Source organism: Halogeometricum sp. S1BR25-6, from assembly GCF_031624495.1.
GTDB classification, from domain to species: domain Archaea; phylum Halobacteriota; class Halobacteria; order Halobacteriales; family Haloferacaceae; genus Halogeometricum; species Halogeometricum salsisoli.
Genome location: NZ_JAMQOP010000006.1, coordinates 22700 through 41051, shown reverse-complemented (window position 1 = coordinate 41051; position 18352 = coordinate 22700). Strand labels below are relative to the sequence as shown.

Sequence of the window (18352 nt, the reverse complement as noted above, 5' to 3'; positions counted from 1 at the left end):
AATCGCGTCGGGTGCCCTCGATCGATCCGTCCGGCCGCGGATACCACCTTCGTTCGAGCGCGTCGTCACGTCGTTCGAGTTCCGCGGTAGTACACCCACACGGCGAGGAGTCCGACGACGAGGAGATAGCCGGCCCCCCAGCCGAGCGACGCAGCCGTGTCCAGGTCCGTCGTGAGTCCGGTATCGACCATCACGCGGACGGGATGGTAGCCCGGGAAGAGTTTCATCCACCACTCGGGTTCAGACTGGACGAACAGCGGGTCCTGGAAAAGCCCGATATCGATCATCGGGAGGATCAACATAATCCACAGGCCCGCGAGGCGGTTGAAGGCGGCGCCGACGAGCATCCCAATAAGTCCGTAGGTAACTGAAAGGACGAGCATCGCGGCGACGAACCACCACAGCTGTTCGGGCTGGAAGTCGATGAGCATCACCCCGACGGAGACAGCGACCACGACAAGCGTGATGACTGCAAGGACGCCGAACCGTGCGGCGATGACCTGCCGTGCTCGGTAGCCGACGACAGCGAGGCGGCCGTCCGTGTCTCTCGCCTCGCGCATTAGGAATAGACCGGCGAGGCCGGCGATGAACGAACTCGTGATCGGTGTCATGATCACGCCGTGGACCTCGGGCATCCCCCGCATCACGGTCGTCGTCTCGCCGTCGACGACCGTCCGGACCGGCATCTGGACGTCCTGGGTGACCGCGAAGGCGAGCGTGATGAACGACACTGGGAGGACGACCAGGAGCGCCACGAGGACGTAGTTGCGGGCGTGTTCCCGGAGCCCGATACCGAACGCCGTGGCCGTTCGGTTCACGCTGACCACCCCCCGGCCGTGCGCATCGTCGCACCGAATACGGCAGTCACGAGGACGAGCAACACGAGAAGGTACCCGCCGACGAAGACGAGGTCACCCGCAGCGAACGTACCGTCGAAGGCGGCCGACTGGAGGAGTTCCTTCGGATGATACAACGGGAAGTACTGGACGAACTCGGGGACGTCCGCGGCGAGCGGGCTGTCGCCACTGAGGAACGCGTCCATCATCGCGAGGAAGACGACGACGAGCGACCCCTCGAACAGTCGCGGAAGCACTGCGCCGACGAGCGCACCGAGGAAAGCATAGACGACGCCCGCGAGCGCGAGGAACGCGAACACAAACAGGGGTGCTTCGACGTCGATCGTCAGCCAGAGGACGCCGAAGTTCACCCCCGCGACGACGATCGTGACACCCGCGAGAGTCGCCAGCCGCGTCGCGAGCAGCGTTCGTGGCGCGTACCCGGTCTGAACGAGCCGTCGGTCAGCCTCCCGGGCACTGATCATCTGGACCAGTCCCATCAGCCCGGCGATGATGGCGACGCCGAAGATCGCGCCGAGGAGGCGTCCCAGGTCGAGCGGAATCCCCTCGACGGTCGGCATTGACGGCAGTCCGGCCATCGCCTGGCCCCACCCCTCGATGACCACGAGCGGGAGCACCAGCGCAAGGACGACGTTCAGGGGCGTCCGGACAAACGTCTGGAGGTTCGCCCGAACGCCGACGACGAACCTATTCATGTTCCCCCTCCGGGTCGCTCCTGAGTCCGCTCTCGGTCTCTTCGTCGGTCACGTCGTGAACCAGTCCGTCTCGCACCTCGAAGACGCGATCGAGTCGACTCCGCTCCTCAATTAGGTGGGAGATCATGACGACGGCAGTGCCGTCGTTCGCGAGGTCCTGGGCCATGTCCCAGAATCGCAGGTAAGTCTCCCAGTCGAACCCCGTGTAGGGTTCGTCGAGCATGAGGACATCCGGGTCGTGCATCAACGCGACACTGAGGTTGACCTTCTGTCGGTTCCCGCCGCTGAGCTGGTCGATCCGGTAGTCAAGGTACTGCTCGAAGTCGAGTTCGTCCGCCAGTCTTTGCTTCGCCGCGTCGATTTTCTCGCGCGTCATGTCGTAGCCAGCGCCGAACAGCCGGAACGTTTCTGAGACGGTCAACCGATCGTAGAGCAGGGGTTCCTGCGGACACCATCCGACGGTTCCATGCCGTTGGACCGTGCCCGCGTCGTGGTCGAGAACCCCGACGAGAATCTTCATCAGCGTGGACTTGCCCGACCCATTCTCGCCGACGATGCCGACGATCTCGCCAGCATGGACCTCGATATCCGCACCGGTGAGAACGGGTGTCGACCGTCCCAACGGGAGTCGTGACCCGTAGGTTTTCTCGAGGGCGTTGCCTCGAACGAGCGTCTTGCTACCACCGAGCGTCTCCGTGGGCGCCGTGGTCGTGTCCATACGTAGAAAGACGTTCTACTCATTCAATCGAATTGTTGTTAAGAATCGAAAGTTAACTCCGTCAAAGTACCCAGAGATCGGGTTGTATCCCGAAGAGAGCAATGGGTAGCCAACGATTTGGCATTCATTTTGTCTCCAAACAGGAGTAGACTTGGTCGGTAACCGTGATGAAGATCAGCCACCTATCAGGCGCCGAGCATAGCGTTGATGCGGCTTGCGAGTTAACGTTCGAGTATCCATGGTTCAGTGCTACATCTGTGACTCGGAATGCGCTCGCGACGACGAGGTGTTCGTCTGCGAGCACTGCGGGATCTCCTGCCACCGACACTGTATGGAGAAATACGACACCGATGTCTGCCCGAAGTGCGTCGGCGAGCCGATGATCGGTGCGATCGAGTTCTAGTTGTTCCTTGTCACTCACACACCGCCTTCAGCCCGGAGGTGGAGTATATCGATGGTCAGCTGGCGAAATACGTTTTTGACTCGTGCCCGTAGCACAGGTATGTCTACGACTGTCGAACTCCCCAACGTTGATGAGACGTGCGCCTACTGCGGGTCGCGTATCTTCGACCACGACCCGATCTGTGTGCGCGACTGTACCGACGACTGCGGGTCGCCGACCTACTTCTGCAACTACGCGTGTCTCTCGACCTACGTTGACGAAAACAACTTGACGACTGGCAACGCGTGCGAGTGGTCGCCCGACGACCCCGACTGCTGCTGAGTGGACTCACCCCAATCAAGACACAGAGCGATGTATTGGCCGCCGTCCAGTCTAAGAACCACCAATGGAGCAGTACTGGTCGTCCAACTTTATGAATGCAGCCGGCGAAGTCAGTAGTGGTTACCCATGTCGACAGAGCGCACGTCCGACGGCCTGCTCCGAATCGTCCTGATCGTCCTCGCAGTGATCGTCCTGTTTCCGATGTTAATGATGGTTTTCGCTGCTCCAATGATGGGGATGATGGGCTGGTGGTGGGGCGGTGGCACGGCCGGCGGCCTCTCGCCACTGTGGGGCGTCGGGATGATGCTCGTCTGGCTCGTCGTCCTCGTCGGCATCGGCTACCTCCTCTATCGCGGCCTTGTCGGTGGGGTCGGGTCGTCGCTAACCACTGATAGGGCACTCGAAGAGCTCCGAGTGGCGTACGCACGCGGCGATCTCTCCGACGAGGAGTTCGAGGAACGGCGTGCGAAACTCACCCGCGAGGAGTCGCAGTAGTCTGCAATCATGTCCCCGACAGTACAGCGACGTGAGTTTCTCACTGCACTCGGAGCTGGGCTCGCAAGTCTCTCGGGCTGCGTCGGGAATCTCCCGGGAAGCAGCGGCGGGGTCGATCGAACGATATACGTCGGCGCGTATCACTGGGGCTTCATCATCGTCGACGAGTCCGGCGAGGAACAGGACCGCATCAGACTGCAACGGAACGATGTTCTCCGTGTCGTATCGTTCAACACGCTCGCGAGTCAGGCCGTCCAATCCCTCCCAGCGTCGATTCGAGACGCCCTTCCCGACCACGAGGCCCTCGAAGAACGAAACGAGGAACGCATCCCGGCCCCGGCCGACGGCGACTTCCACGAGCTACTCGAAGAAGCAAATGAGCAGTACCCAGACCACAGTCTCGCGATCACGCCCTCCGGACAGGTTCACATGGGCGGCGGAATGATGATGCACCCGGTTGCACTTCCGCAAAATGCCACCAGACCCATCATTCGACAGTTAGGGGCGACGCAACGGGGCGATTACACGCTGAGTTGCCTGACCTACTGTGGCTATGGACACCCGTACATGGAAATCGACGGTGGCATCGTTATCAGATGATGGGACTAACAACCTGACCACGAAACACACTTCCCGGAACCGAGAATGCAGCCGTGGTTGCTAATTTTGTGCCAATAATATGCTAGATATTGTGGATAGGTGGCCGGATAACTGATACGGTGTTTAATAAACCTCGTTCGAGTACGACCTGTCACGAATGACCGACGAGAGTGGCGTCGCGCATCACGATCACGGGGACAAAGCCCATGGACACTCGCATGATCACGATCCTGGCCACGGGCACGGGGGGTCGGCTAGCAGTCGAAAGCTGGCACTCGTCTCCGCCATCAACATCGTCGGCTTCGTCGTTGAACTCGCTGGGGGACTCCTCTTCGGCTCTGTTGCGCTCATCAGCGACGCCGTCCACATGCTATTCGACGCGCTGGCGTACGTGATGGCGTTTACCGCCTCCTACGTCGCGGATAGATACGAGGGGTCAGAGTGGTGGTCGTACGGGCTCCACCGGCTCGAACCGCTGGCTGCCTTCCTCAACGGCGTCTTGCTCATCCCAATGGTCGGGTACATCCTCTGGGAGTCCTATCAGCGGTTCCTGACCCCGATCGAGATCGGGACGGTCCCGACGATCGTAATCGCAATCGGCGGGCTCGCAGTGAACGTCGGCAGCGTCTTCATCCTCCAGGGTGGGGAGATGAGTCTCAACGAGAAGGGCGCGTTCTATCATCTCCTCGGGGACGCTGGCGGGTCGATCGCCGTCATCATCTCCGTTGTTGTGGTCGAAGTCACCGGAATCACCGTCATCGATCCGATCGCTGCTGCGCTTATCGCTGGCATCGTCCTGTGGTCTGCCGGGAAGGTCCTGCGTGGAAGCGGCGCTATCTTCTTCATGAAGACACCGTTCCAGCCCGAGCACGTCCGGGAGGATATCGAAGCCGTCGACGGTGTCGACCACATTGATGACTGGCACGCGTGGCAGATCTGTAGTCAGATCACGGTCGCGACGGCACACGTCGAAACGTCAGTCGAGACGATGAGCGAGGCCGACACAGTCACCCAACAAATCCATCACGTCCTCGAGGAGCACGGAGTTGATCACGCCACCATCGAATTGAGCCCGGCATACGGCGACCGTCGAACCCATCTTAGCTCCCACGCCCACTGATACAAGGTGAACACTCCAAGAGGCGAATCCACGCCCGTCTATTGCTCGCAGTGTGCTCTCAACTGATTGGTTATCAGCAATCCACGGCTTTAGTCGGTCGTCATTTGTCTCGCTTGCTCGATCCAAGAGGCAACCCGTGACTCGCTCAGCCCGAGCCGAATGGCGAGAGAAGTAGCTTCTTCACCAGCGAGTTGCGTCACCGTCGTGATCCCTGCATCGTGGAGACGCTCCTCATACGTCGGACCGATCCCGTCGACCGTCTGCAACGACTGATCCTGGTCAGCCTCTGCTTTAGCTTCACCGTGGCTGATCGTGGCCGACACCTCAGTCTGTGTTATCGGTCGCTCCCGGAACCACGTTGCAACGCGGGGCCACAGTTCCGCGTGAGCCTTCCCTGAGACCGCCATCCCGATGTGGCCGGTCGGGAATTCGTATATGTCGGTGTCCTCACTTGGAATAACCTCGGTGAAGGGCTTGCTCGCCTCCGGCGGGATGAGGTGGTCGAACGAGCCGATAATCTGTAACACCGGCATCGTGAGGTTCCCGATGTCGACGTGGTCGCCGTCCAAGACGAGCTCGTTCTGGTAGAGCGCGTTCTCCTGGTAAATCTCCTCGATGAACTGGCGGTAGGCCTCACCAGCAACGTCAACCCCATCGCGCACCCAGCGTTCCATCCTGCCAAAGTTCTTGACCGCCGTCTTATCGTCGAGATTATCGAACAGGATCGTGTACTTCCCGGCGTAATTCTCGATGGGATTCATCTGGGCGAACCCCGTCGCAAGAAACTCCGCCGGGACGTTTCCGTACGTCTCGGTAATCGCTCCTGGATCGAAGTACTCCTCGCTTCCCCATTGTTCGAGGATACCACCCGTATCGTCGAAACACAACCCCGTCGCCATGAGGCCGAGATTACGGACCTTCTCCGGATGGAGCGCCGCGTACATCGTGCTCAGCGTCCCGCCCATGCAGTAACCGAGGACATTGATTTCGTCAGTTTCAGTTCGATTGCGGACGACATCGACGCAGTTGTCGATGTATCGATTCACGTAGTCTCCCAGCGTCAGCGACGCGTCGAGTCGGGACGGTTCCCCCCAGTCGATGAGATAGACGTCGAAGCCGTCCTCAAGAAACTGTCGTACGACGCTCTTGTCCGGCTGGAGGTCGAGGATATATGGTCGGTTGATCAACGCGTAGACGACGAGCAGGGGCGCGTCGTGTCGGGCGTCGGTCAGGGCCTCGTAGTGCAGGAGGTCGAGTTTATTCTCCGAATGGATGACCTCACTTGGCGTCTGGCCGACCTCGACTGAGGCGAGGTCGTCGATTCGCTCCGGAAGGAGACGCATCGTCTCGACGGCATCTGCGCCTCATTCGAGCGTTCGACGCTGCAATTCGAGAGGCGCTGTAAATGGGTGCATTGTCATCACTGGTGTCGAACGTGCTGGTGATCACTCCGGGATAGGATCGATCAGAACCGTCGCCGTTCCATCCAACACGATTTCGTCGGCGTCGTTCTCGATCCCAGTGGTGAGGCGATACCGGGCACCGTCGAGTTCGTCGACGATTTTACATCGAGCGGTCAGTGTTTCGCCGATGTCCACGGGCTGTTGGAACTCCAGGTTCTACGAGATGTAGATTGTGAGCCCGGGAAAGCACGCCAGTGCCGCGCTAATCAGTCCAGAGACGAGTGTCCCGTGGACGATCCGGTGGCCGAACCGTGTCTTCTCTGCGAACGCGTCGTTGAGGTGGAGGGCGTTCGTATCGCTGGTCGCCTCGGCGAACTTCCGGACGTCGTCATCCGTAATCTCCTTCGAGAAACTGACGCTGTCGCCCTCCTGGAGCGGCGTGGGATCTGCGATATCGATGTCGAATTCACCTTTCGCACGGCCGTATGGCAGACGAGGGATGATAGCACCGCCTGTCTCGATGAGATGGGGGTGCGGCATCTCGACGTACTTCTCGGGAGCGCTATCGAACAACGCTTGGCAGTCGTTCGAGCAGAAGTGGAGCGACTCACCTTCGTACTCGGTTGTCGCTTCGGCAGATTCGGGTGGGATTTCCATCCCACACACGGGGTCAACTGGCATGGGTACGCTGAATTGATGGCTCGTTCACGGACGGGGTCGGGGTCGGAATCGTTCAGTCGGTCTGCTAGAGAATAACGTGTTCACTCACTATCAACGACGTGTCGCTCGCAGCGCCAACCGAGAGCAACTGTAGAAGGCGATCATTTCCCTATGTGGTCAACCTCGTTGAGAGTTTCAGTCGCCACGTCTCCAAGTTCCCCTGCCTCGATGTGGGAATAGCGCTCGCGAACCATCTCCTCCGAGTTGTCGAGATATCGAGTTGCGACCGTGTAGCCGAACGCTCTGACGAGGACCTCTCCCATGCCTCGTCGACCGGCGTGAGGAGCGAAGTAGTCGTGTTTCGGGTGGGCGATGTCGATTTCTGCGGCATCCAAGAGTCGATGTAGAATTTACTGAGCGCAGTCCGTCGTGATCGAAGGCCGGTGGATGACCTCATCGAGGTGGTCGTCTACTTCTGGGCGCTCTCGTATTTCAGCCTCACCCAGATTCCCTGAATGAACTACGTCGTCGGGACGCTACTCATCGCCCTCGGAATCTGGCAATAGTTCAATGGACACGATCACACCGTACCAGATCACGATGACGACCACAGTGACCACCACGAGAACGACGATCACACCCACGACCACGATCAATGCCACGTTGACGACGATACCCAAGGATGGATTGCTAGGGGTCGGCGAATAGTTCCGTTCGCGGGCCAGTCGGACCATTCCCACTCTCACGACAATCTCGAGGAGACGTCGGATCGGGGGCTCTACGGGATGGCACCCCTCGCGTTCGCCCTCGGATTCACCCACAACGAGGAGTTCGATATTATTGCGATCTACACCGGCTTGGCCTGTTGTCTCGACCTGATCCTCCTCTACTCGCTGGCCGTCATTACGTCACTCGTCGGTGTGACGCTGGTACTCGTGGCTGGCTACCAGCGTTACGAGGATCGACTTGAAGACTATGCGGAGTATCTGCCAGGGTTCACGGCGACAATCCTCATCGTGATGGTATCGGATTTATTCTGGGTATCTTCTAACGAGTCGTTCTGCGGGATTTCTCAACGTAGCACAGTACAGAACCTACAGACTTCCCTCATCCATCTTTAGTCGGGTTGAAAATAAGGCACGCATCAAATCCATCCTCCGAGGTTGTGAAGGCAGGCACGTCAGTAATAATCACTTGGACTTCTCATTCAGTAAACCTTACTTCGTAATCGCTTCTCGTAGACTGGCCGTTCAATACCGCCTGTGTATCTTGTACTCGGCAAAGAGTTCAGTGAGCCATCATTCTCCTGTGCTTTCGACCAATCTTGCGCCGAAGAAGGACGAAAGAGAGAACAAGAATGCTTGCTATTTCTGCGCCGATAGCCGGGAGAACACGCCATAGTGGAATTGACTCGGAAAACCCAGACCTCGAATACAAGAGTGCGTCAAAGTAGCCGAAGCGAAGAAGCGTCAAATACAATAACGTGACTACTCCAACCAATGCGAACCCTGTAACGAGAGTCTGAAGCCTCTTATCCAAGGTTTTTTACGAGTCCACAGTAGCCAAAGCGACGAACCAGTAAGCGTGATTCCGGCGAGGATGAAGGTAGGTGCTGTGGAGGGGGGAACCATATCATAAAAAGTTACTATGAAGTTATCAACTCTTTGTCATTCCAAAGGAAACCAAGAACTTCATGCTAAATTTGCACTCTCTACTTCGCAACCATCGTCGAGAACCGACCGCTTAGTACAGGGGAGCTACATGTCGTTCTATAAGCAGATACATGTGTGAGGAGTCTGTCATATTCTGTGAATGGTTGCCCTCCCTCAGATAGTCGTCAACGGAGGTAGCTTCTTAGTTACTCTCCTCTCCTTCTGGGTGTATTTCGACGGAGTGGAGAAGCTGTCCAGCCTCGAATCGAATCTATGGGCTGTATTAGTTCTTGTCCTCGGTATCTCTGGATTTGTCATCGGTTCTCTCGGAATCGTTGTCCTCGGCGTCTTCATAGCTCTTCTCTACGTATTTCGGACTCGAGTCTTTGATACCCTGCAGGGGGTCTAACGAGTACGCGAACACGTTCTGGGTCTTCAGGCTGTCTCTGTCACTAATTAACTATTCGATATATCGATTTTCTGGCGTCGGGAATAAAAACATCCTCTGTCACAGCGTCAATCTCCTTCAATCGCTGTAGGGCGTTACGAACAGTTCTCGGCGAGAGCTGTGATTCCTTGATAATCTGCTGCTGAGTTGATTCTCCGGTATATTCAAGCGTTTTGTACACCAGTTTTGCGCTGGGAGGAAGATCTCTGAGTTCTGAGTTTTCTCGGGTCATTTTGATCAGGCACTCGTATTTATCATATGGGGAGGAGACCCGAATCGGATGTCTGTACAGGGATAGCGCTCTAATCCATCTCCTTGGGGTTCATCATCCCCTCCTTCACGCCGAGGGAGATGAGACCCGCGTTGATGGGATAGGCGGCGATGAACCCAATGGACAGCGAGAACGCCATTGCCATCCAGAACAGGATGCTCCCTATGCCGGCGGTGCCGGCCAACAGGAGATCCGTTGAGATGGCGGCAATTTCCATGATGGTAATGCTCGGCGTCTCGCTGAGGAATGCGTCCCACGTCGCCTCGCGGAAACCCATACCCTCCTGCATCAGCGGCCCGATGTTGAGCGCGTAGCCGAACAGGTACGCGAATCCGAAGGTGATGAGCACCACCCAGAGGATGTTGAACGCGAGGATGCCCTGCGCGAGGGTGATGCCGACGATTTCGCCCAGTCCGCATCCGGAGTAGCAGTGACTCGTCGAACGGGACCCGCGCCGCCAGAACGAGTCGTGGGCTATCTGCGTCCGCCCGGACCACCAGTAGATGGCGAGACCGATGGGGCCCGAGTAGAGGACGGTCAGCGTCCAGACGAACTTCATCATCGACGGGAGCGCCTGATTCCGTTTCCGGATGTCCCACCAGAGGACGGCGAGCGACGACACCACCAGAATCGCCCAGATTCCGGCCGTAACGGGACTGGATAGAATGGGTTTGAGAACGGCTCTGATGGGCGCGAACGCGTGCTCTATTTGTTTTCCGAACTGTGCGAGCCACCGCGGTAGCAGCGAGTTCTGGAGTACGACTGCGAGCAGTTGTTGTAGTACCATGTGTTCAGTTTGTATCCTTTGGTTCTGTTCGGCGCGCCTCTCGCGCGCCGAACGTCGTCGGTTGGTGCGATAGTAGGTACTCGCCGTATCCTTTCAGTGATTGCGGCTAACGAACCGCCGAAAATTCTCCTCGTCGGTTTCGAATACAAGCCCAGTCACGGCGTCGACGGCGAAACGACGGTTCCGATGGCGGAAGCGTACGCTGTCCGAGACGGCACGCGAGCGACGTACGGCGGTGGTAATACGGCCGCCCGAAACCCAAAAGGTCCTACCGGTTTCACACGAAACCCGTTTACCCACAAATCATCGATAACCCCCGAATTTAGGAACCGAGGTAGAGCCGCCGAGCGAGTTCGTTTCGTTAGCCTAAACTGGGTTAAACAAGGCGTCCGTTGTTCGAGGTGCGATGGCAGTTTCAGAGATAGACCACCTGACCGACGAGATGGAACGATGCGTCGACAGTTGCTTCGAAGCCGCGCAGGCGACCGAGTGGTGCGCCGATCAGTGCACCGGCAGCGAGGAGATGCAGGATTGCGCGCGCCTCTGCCGCGACGTCGCGGATCTCGCGACGCAGTGCGGGCGTTTCTGCTCCCGCGAGTCGACCTTCCACACGCGGACCGCAGAACTGTGCGCCGACGCGTCTGAGCAGTGTGCTGACGAGTGCGCGAAGCACGACGCAGAGCATTGCCAAGTCACCGAAGAGAAACTCCGCGAGTGCGCCGATGCCTGCCGAGAGATGGTCTCGGCGATGAGCTAATCGCTCGGCGACACCTCGAACGCTCCCCCACGATTTTTTAGACTCACAAAGACTTCGTGAGAGGTAACCTCGGGAAACTTATTGAGCGTGTTTATCATCTACTCAATCTCGAGTCTCATCAACCGACACAAATGTAATCTCTGTCTCGACATTCGTAGGGACGTTTATCGACAGAACGCTCGTCGCCGACGTGCCGCCTGACAACCCAACTGACGAGTACGAGGACGGGGGTGCTAACTCGAATCTATCCGAGTGACGACTTGCAGCAGAATCAATCGCTACCGCGAACTAGAACCGTTTGGTACCATCGTTATGGGTGCTGAACTCAAGATGAGCTACGTCCGTGTTCCCCGTTCTCACCAGCCGTTGTATATTGGGTGCAAGTACTATTTTGTCGGGATCGCGGGATGTCTGTCCCTGCCCGTGGCGTCAGGTCCATTGACGAGCTCGTCACCACGATCACCGACTACTGGCACGACAAAGATGCTGACCGACGGAACGAGAGAGACCGAGAGCGTTAGTCGGTGGTGTGAGCGTGCTCGTCGTGTTCTTCATCTCCAATCGAGCCTGAGCAATGAAGCCAGTAGAGAAATAGGAAGAACACCGGTGCGAGGACGTTCAAGACCATCTTGTAGTTCATCTCGATCTTTACCTCTGCAATCTGGACGCTTGATGGGTCAGGAATGACCCCTGCCCCAAGGAAGATGAAGTGAATGACAAAGCCCGTGAGCACGGCGGAAACGGAGATCATTCCACAGAGGATGGCCGCGAACTTCGTGCCGTAGTACTCCCGGTACGCGTTGATGACCGGCGGGACGATGAGGCTCGCATAGATGTACGAGAGCACCGATCCAAACGGCAAGCCGTTGGTGTAGAGGACGGCATCGAACGGGAGACTTATTGGGAACGTGATTACAAGGATGCCGACGAGGGTATCGTACGCTTCTGCAGTCGGAGCGTGAAACACTAGCGGTGCCATCAACAGCCAGACCCCGACGAACCCGTTCGCGTACGACGCCCAAGGATTGTCACGCAGAAGCGTGATTCCGCTTAGGACGACGAGCAGACTCTCGGTGATCGCGTCGCTCTAAGTCAGCAGAACACTCTCGTAGCTGAAGGTAAACGGGCTGAAAATCAACTAGTAGCCGAGCGAGATGACTCCGTACTAGATCCTCTTTTCCTTAACGGGGTGATTGAGAATCATCTCCCCAAGCCGCCACCCATGTCGTCGTTGTGGTCGGTCATCGGTTCGTCCTCCGTCGTGTGTCAACTCTCGTGGTATCGTTCATCGTGGTATGCCTGTCCGAATACTATTACCGTTCCCTCTCAGCCCGGGTCGAAGTATTCACGCCGCTTGACTGCTTGGCGCCGGTCGTCGCTGACGCCGACGGGTCATCCGCGTCGGTCTCGGCCTCCTGCAGGTGGAGAGCAGCATTGATGAGGCCGATGTGGCTGAACGCCTGTGGGTAGTTCCCGAGGAGTTCCCCGGTAGCCGGATCTACCTCCTCGGCAAGCAACCCTTGGGGACTCGCGTACCGCATCACCTGTCGGAAGGTCTCCCGTGCCTCCGTGATGCGACCCGAGAGGGAGAGTGCCGTGACCAGCCAGAACGAACACATGACGAACGCCCCTTCCTCGCCCGGGAGTCCATCGTTTCCCTCATAGCGGGCGACCAGTCCGTTGGTCGTGATCCGGTCTAGTGTCGCGTCGATAGTCGACTGGACGCGCTCGTCGTCGGCTGGCAAGAAGCCCAGTATTGGGATGAGGAGACTCGTTGCATCGAGTATCCGGTTGTCGTACGCCTGAACAAAGCTCCCGACGTCCTCGTCGTACCCATATTTGAGCACGTCCTCTTTTATGGCTCGTCTGGCCTCTCGCCAGCACTCGACGTCTCCGTCGAACTCTGTCTCCTCGACTATGGCGATTCCTCGATCGAGCGCGACCCAGCACATCACGTTCGAGTAGACGAACTGCTGGGGGTCGTCGCGCATCTCCCAGATACCGACGTCGGGCTCGGACCACGCACCACATACGTAGTCTAATAGGTCTTTCATCACAGCCCAGTTCTCATCGGTTATCTCCGCCCCGTACTGGGCGGTCGCGTACACCCCGTGGATCAGCTCACCGTACACGTCGAGCTGGGTCTGATCGGCCGCTGAGTTACCGACTCGAACGGGACGCGATCCCTGGTAACCGGAGAGGTGCTCGAGCGTCTCCTCCTCGAGATCGGTGTCACCGTGTAACCCAAAAACGGGCTGTACATCAGCAGGGTCGTTGTCAGCGCAGTGGCGCAGGCAGGTGTCGAAGTACTCCTTGGCCTCGTCGACGTGGCCCAACTCTGACAGCGCCCGGACAGTGAACGCCGAGTCGCGAATCCAATTGAACCGGTAGTCCCAGTTACGAATGCCGCCGATATCCTCGGGGAGCGAGGTCGTTGGGGCAGCGCAGATGGTGCCGGTGTCGTCATGGATGAGCAGTTTTAGCGTCAGTGCTGACCGGACGACGACATCCTGCCAGTATCCGCCGACCGGATCGTTACGCCGGTCCAAGCCGATATCGACCCAGTCCTGCCAGCGATCGACGACCCGTTCCAGCAACGTCTGGTGCGCGTCAGGCCGTATCTCGGGTTCGTGCCCGTACCCAGCGACGAGCCAGCGCGTCTCACCCTCCTCAAGCATAGTCAAGGCCTCTGCCGAGGCGCCGTCGACACGGAGCGGCAGGGGAGTGGAGAGGGAAAGAGACTCATTGTTCCCAGTCGTGACGACGCCGTGGTCGGTCGTCTCGACGGTCGGGACCGTCCGAGCGTAGTCAAATCGCGGTTCGAACTCGACCTTGAGGTCAAGTCGCCCGTGGGTGCAGGTCACCTTTCGGAGGAGAGTTCCGTTCGGAACGCCCTCATCACGGATTGCATCCGGGACGGGCATGAAGTCCGTCAGCGTCGCCTGGCCGGTCGCCGTCTGGAACCGCGTTTCGAGGACGTTCGTTCGGGGAACGTATCGCTGTGTCGAGGAGAACGAGCCAGCCGGTTGGACGGTGAAGTGCCCCCCTCGCTCGGCGTCGAGGATACGCGCGAAGACGCTCGCGTTCTCGACGTGCGGGAAGCAACACCAGTCGACTGAACCGTCGCGACCGACTAACGCCACTGTCTTCTGGTTGCCGACGGCTCCGTACGCCGATATCGGCTTGTAGTCCATGCTGTGTAGTTTGACGTGCGTCGGGATGGTACACATGGGTTTTGGCCACTACCTTTCACAGCTCTTTTCGGTGGGCCGACTCGTCGCCTCTCACGGCGTCACTAACGGCTGTGATGAACAGACTTCACCTTCTCAACCTTGAGTTACTTTTCCCTTGAATATCGCTTATCCCATAACTACTCGGCAAGTGATGTGAGGTTCGAATCCTCGATGCCGAACTCGTCGACGTCGTCCCAGTAGAGAGCAGCTCTCGGTCGTGACTGCTCACCGTCACATCTGGTACCACAGGAGGTTCCAGTATCCGAGCACGAGGGCGAAGACCACGCCAGCGATGCCGACCGCGGTATACTGGACCCGCATCGGACGACTCCAGACTCCCCGTCGCCACGCCGATCCGGCGAGGACGAGCGTCGCGACGCTCGCGAGTGCTCCCACGGGTGGAACCAGCAGGACGATCTGCAACGGCAGTGGGTCCCCTCGGTCTACGGCCAGAGCCCGAGCGCTTCGTGCGCTCCGCGATTCGGGACAGCGCGACGATGGAAGCCGCGTTGCGCCACGTGATGTCCCGATTTTCGAGCTCCGTACGAACTGCGTCCCCGAGCCGCGAGAGGACGAACGCCGAGTCGTCGACCGCGAACTTGACGCGAGTCATCGACGTGGTGAGCAGTGCGTTCTTTCGTTCGATCGCGCTGAGCCCCGACGCGATGGTCTCGCCGAGTTCGGCCAGAATAGCCTTCGCCGTGTCATCGAACGCGTCTCGGGTCGGCGCGTAGACCGTGAGCAATCCGTGCGTGAGGTCGTTGTATACGAGGGGGATGCTCAGCACGGAGAGGTAATCCCGGGCCAGCGCGTCCTTTCGCCACGCTTCCTCGCGAAGGCCCGCGGCGACGTTCGAGACCATCGTCACCTTGCCGGTCGCCGCGAGCATGTTGGCTAACTCTCTGGTCACGTCGTCGAAGATCCCAACCTCATTCGACCCCACGACGAAGACGCCGTGATCAACCACGGAAGCGTCCAGAACAGCTCGCCGACGAGGACGTCGATGTCTTCGTCGCTCATCTCCTGTGCGGTCTGATTCACGCGAACGAGTGAACCATCTGGATCGAGCACCCACGTTGCCGTCCGCGAATCATTGAAAATTGCGTCGAACTGTCTCGCGCGTTCCTCTCGTGTGGCCGATCGCTGCGCAGAACGGATCGTGCGTTCCGTTCGATCTAGCAACTCCGAGATCATCTGGTCACCCACATCCGTGAGCGCGACGTAATCGGTTACCCCCGCCCCGATAGCTTCGCTAGCGATCGCTTCATTTCCGGTGGACGCGCCCAATATCACCGGAAGCGTGGGGTTTCGGTACGGATTTCTCGGAGTAGTTTGGAGTCCAGTCGCGTCATCGAGTTCGTACGCGCAGATGAAACAATCCGTAGTCTGGTTTCGATAGGCTGCCAACGCCTCCGATTCGGTTCGAACTCTTCGGACGGTCGCATCTGTTCGTGTTTCGAGCATCGTAGCAAACCGGGCAACCCAGTCGCTCGTTCCAACGAGCAGAACAGACGAGCAATCATTGATAAGAGAACACGCACTCCCATATTAATGGCAAATAGACCTATCTAATAGTGTTTCATATCATCTCTCGCAAGAGGGAATCTGCCTCTCGGTTCGCCAGCCCTCTTGCGTCTTAAAGCGAAGACTCAGGCTACTTTGACCCGTATCCAGTCCCCACAGTCATTACACTTCAGGATCTTCACGTGCTGTTCCGGAGGATGTCCGCCATCTGCGATCGCCCTCTCACAGGACAGTATTGTCTGAATTGTGGCTGTGACTCGGTGTTCGCGTGCTCCCCCGCATGTTGAGCAGGCCACCACTGTCGATTCCGCAGTTTCTGGTATCTTTGTTAATTGACCCATCCAATCCCAACCATCAGGCTGTTGATGGAGTATTTATAGGTTGCGAATTTTATGCATCTAATGGTGAACTTAGGGATTGAAATAGTTCTTTGCCCGTCTCTCTGGTATCCTCACGCTGCAGAATGCAACAAAGCGCATGGTCACTGAGACTGCCCCCAATCTGCATCCCGACCCATCTACTACTGGGTGGCACAGGTGCAATGGGAATAGAAATCCCTCTGTAGTGTGTTATCATCAGTTAATTTGCATCAGCCCTTGTTATTCAGAGGCACCCCATATGGAACAACTGTGAGGGCTGGTGATTCCACTGTAAAACTACTAATATCGTCGACACCAGTCTGCTTGGCGCCTTAGTAAGGCTTGAAGATATTCATCGCAACGTTAGGTAGCGAATCAACCTCAGACAATCATATTGGAACGAGGCTTCTTCGTCCATTTATCTGTCCTGGCAGTGGGTCACAAAACAGTTGACACACCAATATTGCACTCCCAGAAATCGCTCAGCTCAGACCGTACTGATAACGTACATAAGAAGCAGTGAACTGGGAGAAACCTAGAATCTCGGAGGACTCCAGGGATTCGTTCTCCTAGGAGCAAACAATGGGTCAGGGCCTCCTCGGAGTATTGTTTGGCAATCCGTTCGCAGTGATGAACACGATCGGGTTACTTGCGTTCGCTCTCGTCGGATCATCGAAGGCAATCCGCGAGGAATTTGACCTGCTCGGAATTACCGTCGTCGGACTGACGATGGCATTCGCTGGCGGAGCGACGCGCGATCTCCTCGTGGCGCAAGTTCCGTTAGCACTTCAATCTCCGATCGAAATCGCACTGGGGCTGCTCGGAGTCGGCTTAGCAATCGTACTGGGTTTCGTCCTTGCGTCTCCCGATAGGCATCCAATTACGCTTATCGCGGACGCTATCGGACTCGCCGCGTTTACCACAACTGGTGCCATCGTTGCCACCGATGTGGGCGTTTCAGCATTTGGTGTTGTTGCGATTGCGACGATCAATGCAGGGTGGTGGTGCGTTCGCCGATATCCTTCTGGATCGGTCCCCGTTTATTCTCTTTGACGATTTCTATGCGAGCTGTGCGGTTCTGGGTGGAAGTACGTACTTTTTAGCGGGGGTTGCCGGTGTCACCGAAAGTACTGCCGCTGGAATCTGCGCGGCTGTTACCGTGCTAACGCGGCTAGCTGCAGTCACTCGTGACTGGAACCTTCCAACAGTACAGGGTCTAGGACTCGTCGAACAGTAAATCGGTATTCAATGGTAAGAGGGACTAGCGGAGGGAGGGTTCAACTAGTTGGGATACATACTGAATAGTTGGTATGTACATAGTCCCCGAATTTGTTGTTTCTTCTTATTTTATCCTATAGCGATGTAACCGATGAGTCGCTATACATCTACGCACAATCCCATTCTCCCTGTACCCCAATGGTTGAGTATGTACACCGACGCAGAAATCAAGGATAGCGATGAACCTGTAGACGCAGATGAATGCACTGAAATGCGCTGTGCGGCCGAATTAGGATACACGCTGGATGCAATCTCAGAGCTATTCGAGTTCGAGGAGAAAACGGTCCAGCAACACCTCCACAACGACTGCAAGCACTACTAAGCGCCTTGACGGTGCGTACCACCACAACATCAGACACTCAATGTCACTTGATTCTGAGTTGATGTGGGCGAATCAATCGACTACCCGTCCTTAACCAACACCCAGACAAACTCCTCTCTGTACCGTTGGTTAACCGCATGCCGATGATTTTAGTCGTAACTATCTTATTAACCATTCTGATATACACTCTCTAAATACAGAAATTACTTATCACGTGCCAAAATACGCTCTCGATATGTGCCGCAACTCAGCCGGTGCATACCTGCACAAATGAGAACTCGGTTAGCTACCACCGACAACATCGATGGTTCCTACCGTGAGTGGGACAACCGCGTCAACGCGTCTACTCTCTGTCGCCCTCTACTCGGCGAGGCGATGACGGTTCACGATGTCGATTCAGAGAACCTCCGTGACCTTCTCACCCAAGTCCGCACGCGGGAGTACATGGA

20 protein-coding genes and 4 pseudogenes are annotated in these 18352 nt (G+C 57.4%); 10 read left to right on the top strand and 14 right to left on the bottom strand.

The annotated features are described in order from the left end of the window. Positions 1-65: 65 nt before the first annotated feature. Genes NDI76_RS21075 through NDI76_RS21065 form a run of 3 tightly spaced genes read right to left on the bottom strand, consistent with a single transcriptional unit; the run spans position 66 to position 2270 of the window. Positions 66-818, bottom strand: a complete 753-nt coding sequence (locus tag NDI76_RS21075; RefSeq protein WP_142980813.1) for an ABC transporter permease — start codon at positions 816-818, stop codon at positions 66-68. Then, on the bottom strand, positions 815-1552 hold the full coding sequence (locus NDI76_RS21070) for an ABC transporter permease (protein ID WP_310926145.1): 738 nt from the start codon (positions 1550-1552) through the stop codon (positions 815-817). The genes NDI76_RS21075 and NDI76_RS21070 overlap by 4 nt, the downstream gene beginning before the upstream one ends. Then, the gene (locus NDI76_RS21065; RefSeq protein WP_310926144.1) at positions 1545-2270 is read right to left on the bottom strand and encodes an ABC transporter ATP-binding protein; all 726 of its coding nucleotides are present in this window, start codon (positions 2268-2270) and stop codon (positions 1545-1547) included. The genes NDI76_RS21070 and NDI76_RS21065 overlap by 8 nt, the downstream gene beginning before the upstream one ends. A 238-nt stretch (positions 2271-2508) precedes the next feature. Here NDI76_RS21065 and NDI76_RS21060 point away from each other — a divergent pair, with 238 nt between their 5' ends. The 5 genes from NDI76_RS21060 to NDI76_RS21040 all read left to right on the top strand — a co-directional run bounded on the left by NDI76_RS21060 (position 2509) and on the right by NDI76_RS21040 (position 5209). Next, positions 2509-2673 carry a hypothetical protein gene (locus NDI76_RS21060; protein WP_233340660.1) on the top strand — a complete coding sequence of 55 codons (165 nt, stop codon included), beginning with the start codon at positions 2509-2511 and terminating at the stop codon, positions 2671-2673. Between the two features lie 99 nt (positions 2674-2772). Continuing rightward, on the top strand, positions 2773-2994 hold the full coding sequence (locus NDI76_RS21055) for a hypothetical protein (RefSeq protein WP_220619881.1): 222 nt from the start codon (positions 2773-2775) through the stop codon (positions 2992-2994). 126 nt (positions 2995-3120) lie between these two features. Continuing rightward, the gene (locus tag NDI76_RS21050; protein WP_310926143.1) at positions 3121-3489 is read left to right on the top strand and encodes an SHOCT domain-containing protein; all 369 of its coding nucleotides are present in this window, start codon (positions 3121-3123) and stop codon (positions 3487-3489) included. 9 nt (positions 3490-3498) lie between these two features. Beyond that, positions 3499-4089: a cupredoxin domain-containing protein gene (locus NDI76_RS21045; RefSeq protein WP_310926142.1), complete on the top strand. Its 591-nt coding sequence runs from the start codon at positions 3499-3501 to the stop codon at positions 4087-4089. A gap of 157 nt (positions 4090-4246) precedes the next feature. Further along, a complete protein-coding gene (locus NDI76_RS21040) occupies positions 4247-5209 on the top strand; it encodes a cation diffusion facilitator family transporter (protein ID WP_310926141.1) in 963 nt (320 codons plus the stop codon). A gap of 89 nt (positions 5210-5298) precedes the next feature. On the opposite strand, the pseudogene phaC reads toward NDI76_RS21040, so the two are convergent. The 5 genes and pseudogenes from phaC to NDI76_RS21015 form a co-directional block, all read right to left on the bottom strand. Then, positions 5299-6630: pseudogene (gene phaC, locus NDI76_RS21035) on the bottom strand (class III poly(R)-hydroxyalkanoic acid synthase subunit PhaC). A gap of 24 nt (positions 6631-6654) precedes the next feature. Then, complete coding sequence (locus NDI76_RS21030; RefSeq protein ID WP_310926140.1) at positions 6655-6807, bottom strand: hotdog family protein; 153 nt, start codon at positions 6805-6807, stop codon at positions 6655-6657. A gap of 21 nt (positions 6808-6828) precedes the next feature. Next, positions 6829-7293: a YHS domain-containing protein gene (locus NDI76_RS21025; protein ID WP_310926139.1), complete on the bottom strand. Its 465-nt coding sequence runs from the start codon at positions 7291-7293 to the stop codon at positions 6829-6831. Between the two features lie 140 nt (positions 7294-7433). Next, a pseudogene (locus tag NDI76_RS21020) lies at positions 7434-7733 on the bottom strand (site-specific integrase); the annotation flags it as partial. Between the two features lie 75 nt (positions 7734-7808). Further along, positions 7809-7952 carry a hypothetical protein gene (locus NDI76_RS21015; RefSeq protein ID WP_310926138.1) on the bottom strand — a complete coding sequence of 48 codons (144 nt, stop codon included), beginning with the start codon at positions 7950-7952 and terminating at the stop codon, positions 7809-7811. A gap of 105 nt (positions 7953-8057) precedes the next feature. Between NDI76_RS21015 and NDI76_RS21010 the strand changes: the two genes are divergently transcribed. Continuing rightward, positions 8058-8393, top strand: a complete 336-nt coding sequence (locus NDI76_RS21010) for a hypothetical protein (protein WP_310926137.1) — start codon at positions 8058-8060, stop codon at positions 8391-8393. Between the two features lie 691 nt (positions 8394-9084). Beyond that, positions 9085-9333 (top strand): hypothetical protein, encoded by a 249-nt coding sequence (locus NDI76_RS21005; protein WP_310926136.1) that lies wholly within the window; start codon positions 9085-9087, stop codon positions 9331-9333. A gap of 43 nt (positions 9334-9376) precedes the next feature. On the opposite strand, the gene NDI76_RS22750 is transcribed toward NDI76_RS21005, so the two are convergent. Together NDI76_RS22750 and NDI76_RS21000 are read right to left on the bottom strand one after the other, a co-directional pair. Then, on the bottom strand, positions 9377-9604 hold the full coding sequence (locus NDI76_RS22750; RefSeq protein ID WP_425498404.1) for an ArsR family transcriptional regulator: 228 nt from the start codon (positions 9602-9604) through the stop codon (positions 9377-9379). Between the two features lie 70 nt (positions 9605-9674). Beyond that, on the bottom strand, positions 9675-10430 hold the full coding sequence (locus NDI76_RS21000) for a DUF4396 domain-containing protein (protein WP_310926135.1): 756 nt from the start codon (positions 10428-10430) through the stop codon (positions 9675-9677). A gap of 406 nt (positions 10431-10836) precedes the next feature. Here NDI76_RS21000 and NDI76_RS20995 point away from each other — a divergent pair, with 406 nt between their 5' ends. Beyond that, the gene (locus tag NDI76_RS20995; RefSeq protein WP_310926134.1) at positions 10837-11187 is read left to right on the top strand and encodes a four-helix bundle copper-binding protein; all 351 of its coding nucleotides are present in this window, start codon (positions 10837-10839) and stop codon (positions 11185-11187) included. 517 nt (positions 11188-11704) lie between these two features. Here the strand turns inward: NDI76_RS20995 and NDI76_RS20990 are convergent. The 4 genes and pseudogenes from NDI76_RS20990 to NDI76_RS22740 all read right to left on the bottom strand — a co-directional run bounded on the left by NDI76_RS20990 (position 11705) and on the right by NDI76_RS22740 (position 15884). Then, entirely contained in the window at positions 11705-12166 is a 462-nt protein-coding gene (locus tag NDI76_RS20990) for a permease (RefSeq protein ID WP_310926133.1), read from the bottom strand. A 334-nt stretch (positions 12167-12500) separates the two neighbouring features. Next, positions 12501-14381, bottom strand: a complete 1881-nt coding sequence (locus tag NDI76_RS20985) for a glycoside hydrolase family 15 protein (RefSeq protein WP_310926132.1) — start codon at positions 14379-14381, stop codon at positions 12501-12503. A 598-nt stretch (positions 14382-14979) separates the two neighbouring features. Next, a pseudogene (locus NDI76_RS22745) lies at positions 14980-15321 on the bottom strand (GAF domain-containing protein); the annotation flags it as partial. A gap of 5 nt (positions 15322-15326) precedes the next feature. Further along, positions 15327-15884 carry a response regulator gene (locus NDI76_RS22740; RefSeq protein WP_425498403.1) on the bottom strand — a complete coding sequence of 186 codons (558 nt, stop codon included), beginning with the start codon at positions 15882-15884 and terminating at the stop codon, positions 15327-15329. 1001 nt (positions 15885-16885) lie between these two features. Between NDI76_RS22740 and NDI76_RS20975 the strand changes: the two are divergent. Beyond that, positions 16886-17540: pseudogene (locus NDI76_RS20975) on the top strand (trimeric intracellular cation channel family protein). 189 nt (positions 17541-17729) lie between these two features. After that, positions 17730-17903: a hypothetical protein gene (locus tag NDI76_RS20970; RefSeq protein WP_310926131.1), complete on the top strand. Its 174-nt coding sequence runs from the start codon at positions 17730-17732 to the stop codon at positions 17901-17903. The last annotated feature ends 449 nt before the right edge of the window (positions 17904-18352 follow it).

What these genes read in the sequence shown, in the direction of transcription:
- NDI76_RS21010 (WP_310926137.1), top strand. Translation starts at nt 8,058, where the DNA reads ATGGCACCCCTCGCGTTCGCCCTCGGATTCACCCACAACGAGGAGTTC.
- NDI76_RS20985 (WP_310926132.1), bottom strand. Translation starts at nt 14,381, where the DNA reads ATGGACTACAAGCCGATATCGGCGTACGGAGCCGTCGGCAACCAGAAG.
- NDI76_RS21060 (WP_233340660.1), top strand. Translation starts at nt 2,509, where the DNA reads ATGGTTCAGTGCTACATCTGTGACTCGGAATGCGCTCGCGACGACGAG.
- NDI76_RS21025 (WP_310926139.1), bottom strand. Translation starts at nt 7,293, where the DNA reads ATGCCAGTTGACCCCGTGTGTGGGATGGAAATCCCACCCGAATCTGCC.
- NDI76_RS22750 (WP_425498404.1), bottom strand. Translation starts at nt 9,604, where the DNA reads ATGACCCGAGAAAACTCAGAACTCAGAGATCTTCCTCCCAGCGCAAAA.
- NDI76_RS22740 (WP_425498403.1), bottom strand. Translation starts at nt 15,884, where the DNA reads ATGCTCGAAACACGAACAGATGCGACCGTCCGAAGAGTTCGAACCGAA.
- NDI76_RS20990 (WP_310926133.1), bottom strand. Translation starts at nt 12,166, where the DNA reads ATGGCACCGCTAGTGTTTCACGCTCCGACTGCAGAAGCGTACGATACC.
- NDI76_RS21000 (WP_310926135.1), bottom strand. Translation starts at nt 10,430, where the DNA reads ATGGTACTACAACAACTGCTCGCAGTCGTACTCCAGAACTCGCTGCTA.
- NDI76_RS20970 (WP_310926131.1), top strand. Translation starts at nt 17,730, where the DNA reads ATGTACACCGACGCAGAAATCAAGGATAGCGATGAACCTGTAGACGCA.
- NDI76_RS21065 (WP_310926144.1), bottom strand. Translation starts at nt 2,270, where the DNA reads ATGGACACGACCACGGCGCCCACGGAGACGCTCGGTGGTAGCAAGACG.
- NDI76_RS21050 (WP_310926143.1), top strand. Translation starts at nt 3,121, where the DNA reads ATGTCGACAGAGCGCACGTCCGACGGCCTGCTCCGAATCGTCCTGATC.
- NDI76_RS21070 (WP_310926145.1), bottom strand. Translation starts at nt 1,552, where the DNA reads ATGAATAGGTTCGTCGTCGGCGTTCGGGCGAACCTCCAGACGTTTGTC.
- NDI76_RS21055 (WP_220619881.1), top strand. Translation starts at nt 2,773, where the DNA reads ATGTCTACGACTGTCGAACTCCCCAACGTTGATGAGACGTGCGCCTAC.
- NDI76_RS21045 (WP_310926142.1), top strand. Translation starts at nt 3,499, where the DNA reads ATGTCCCCGACAGTACAGCGACGTGAGTTTCTCACTGCACTCGGAGCT.
- NDI76_RS21040 (WP_310926141.1), top strand. Translation starts at nt 4,247, where the DNA reads ATGACCGACGAGAGTGGCGTCGCGCATCACGATCACGGGGACAAAGCC.
- NDI76_RS20995 (WP_310926134.1), top strand. Translation starts at nt 10,837, where the DNA reads ATGGCAGTTTCAGAGATAGACCACCTGACCGACGAGATGGAACGATGC.
- NDI76_RS21005 (WP_310926136.1), top strand. Translation starts at nt 9,085, where the DNA reads ATGGTTGCCCTCCCTCAGATAGTCGTCAACGGAGGTAGCTTCTTAGTT.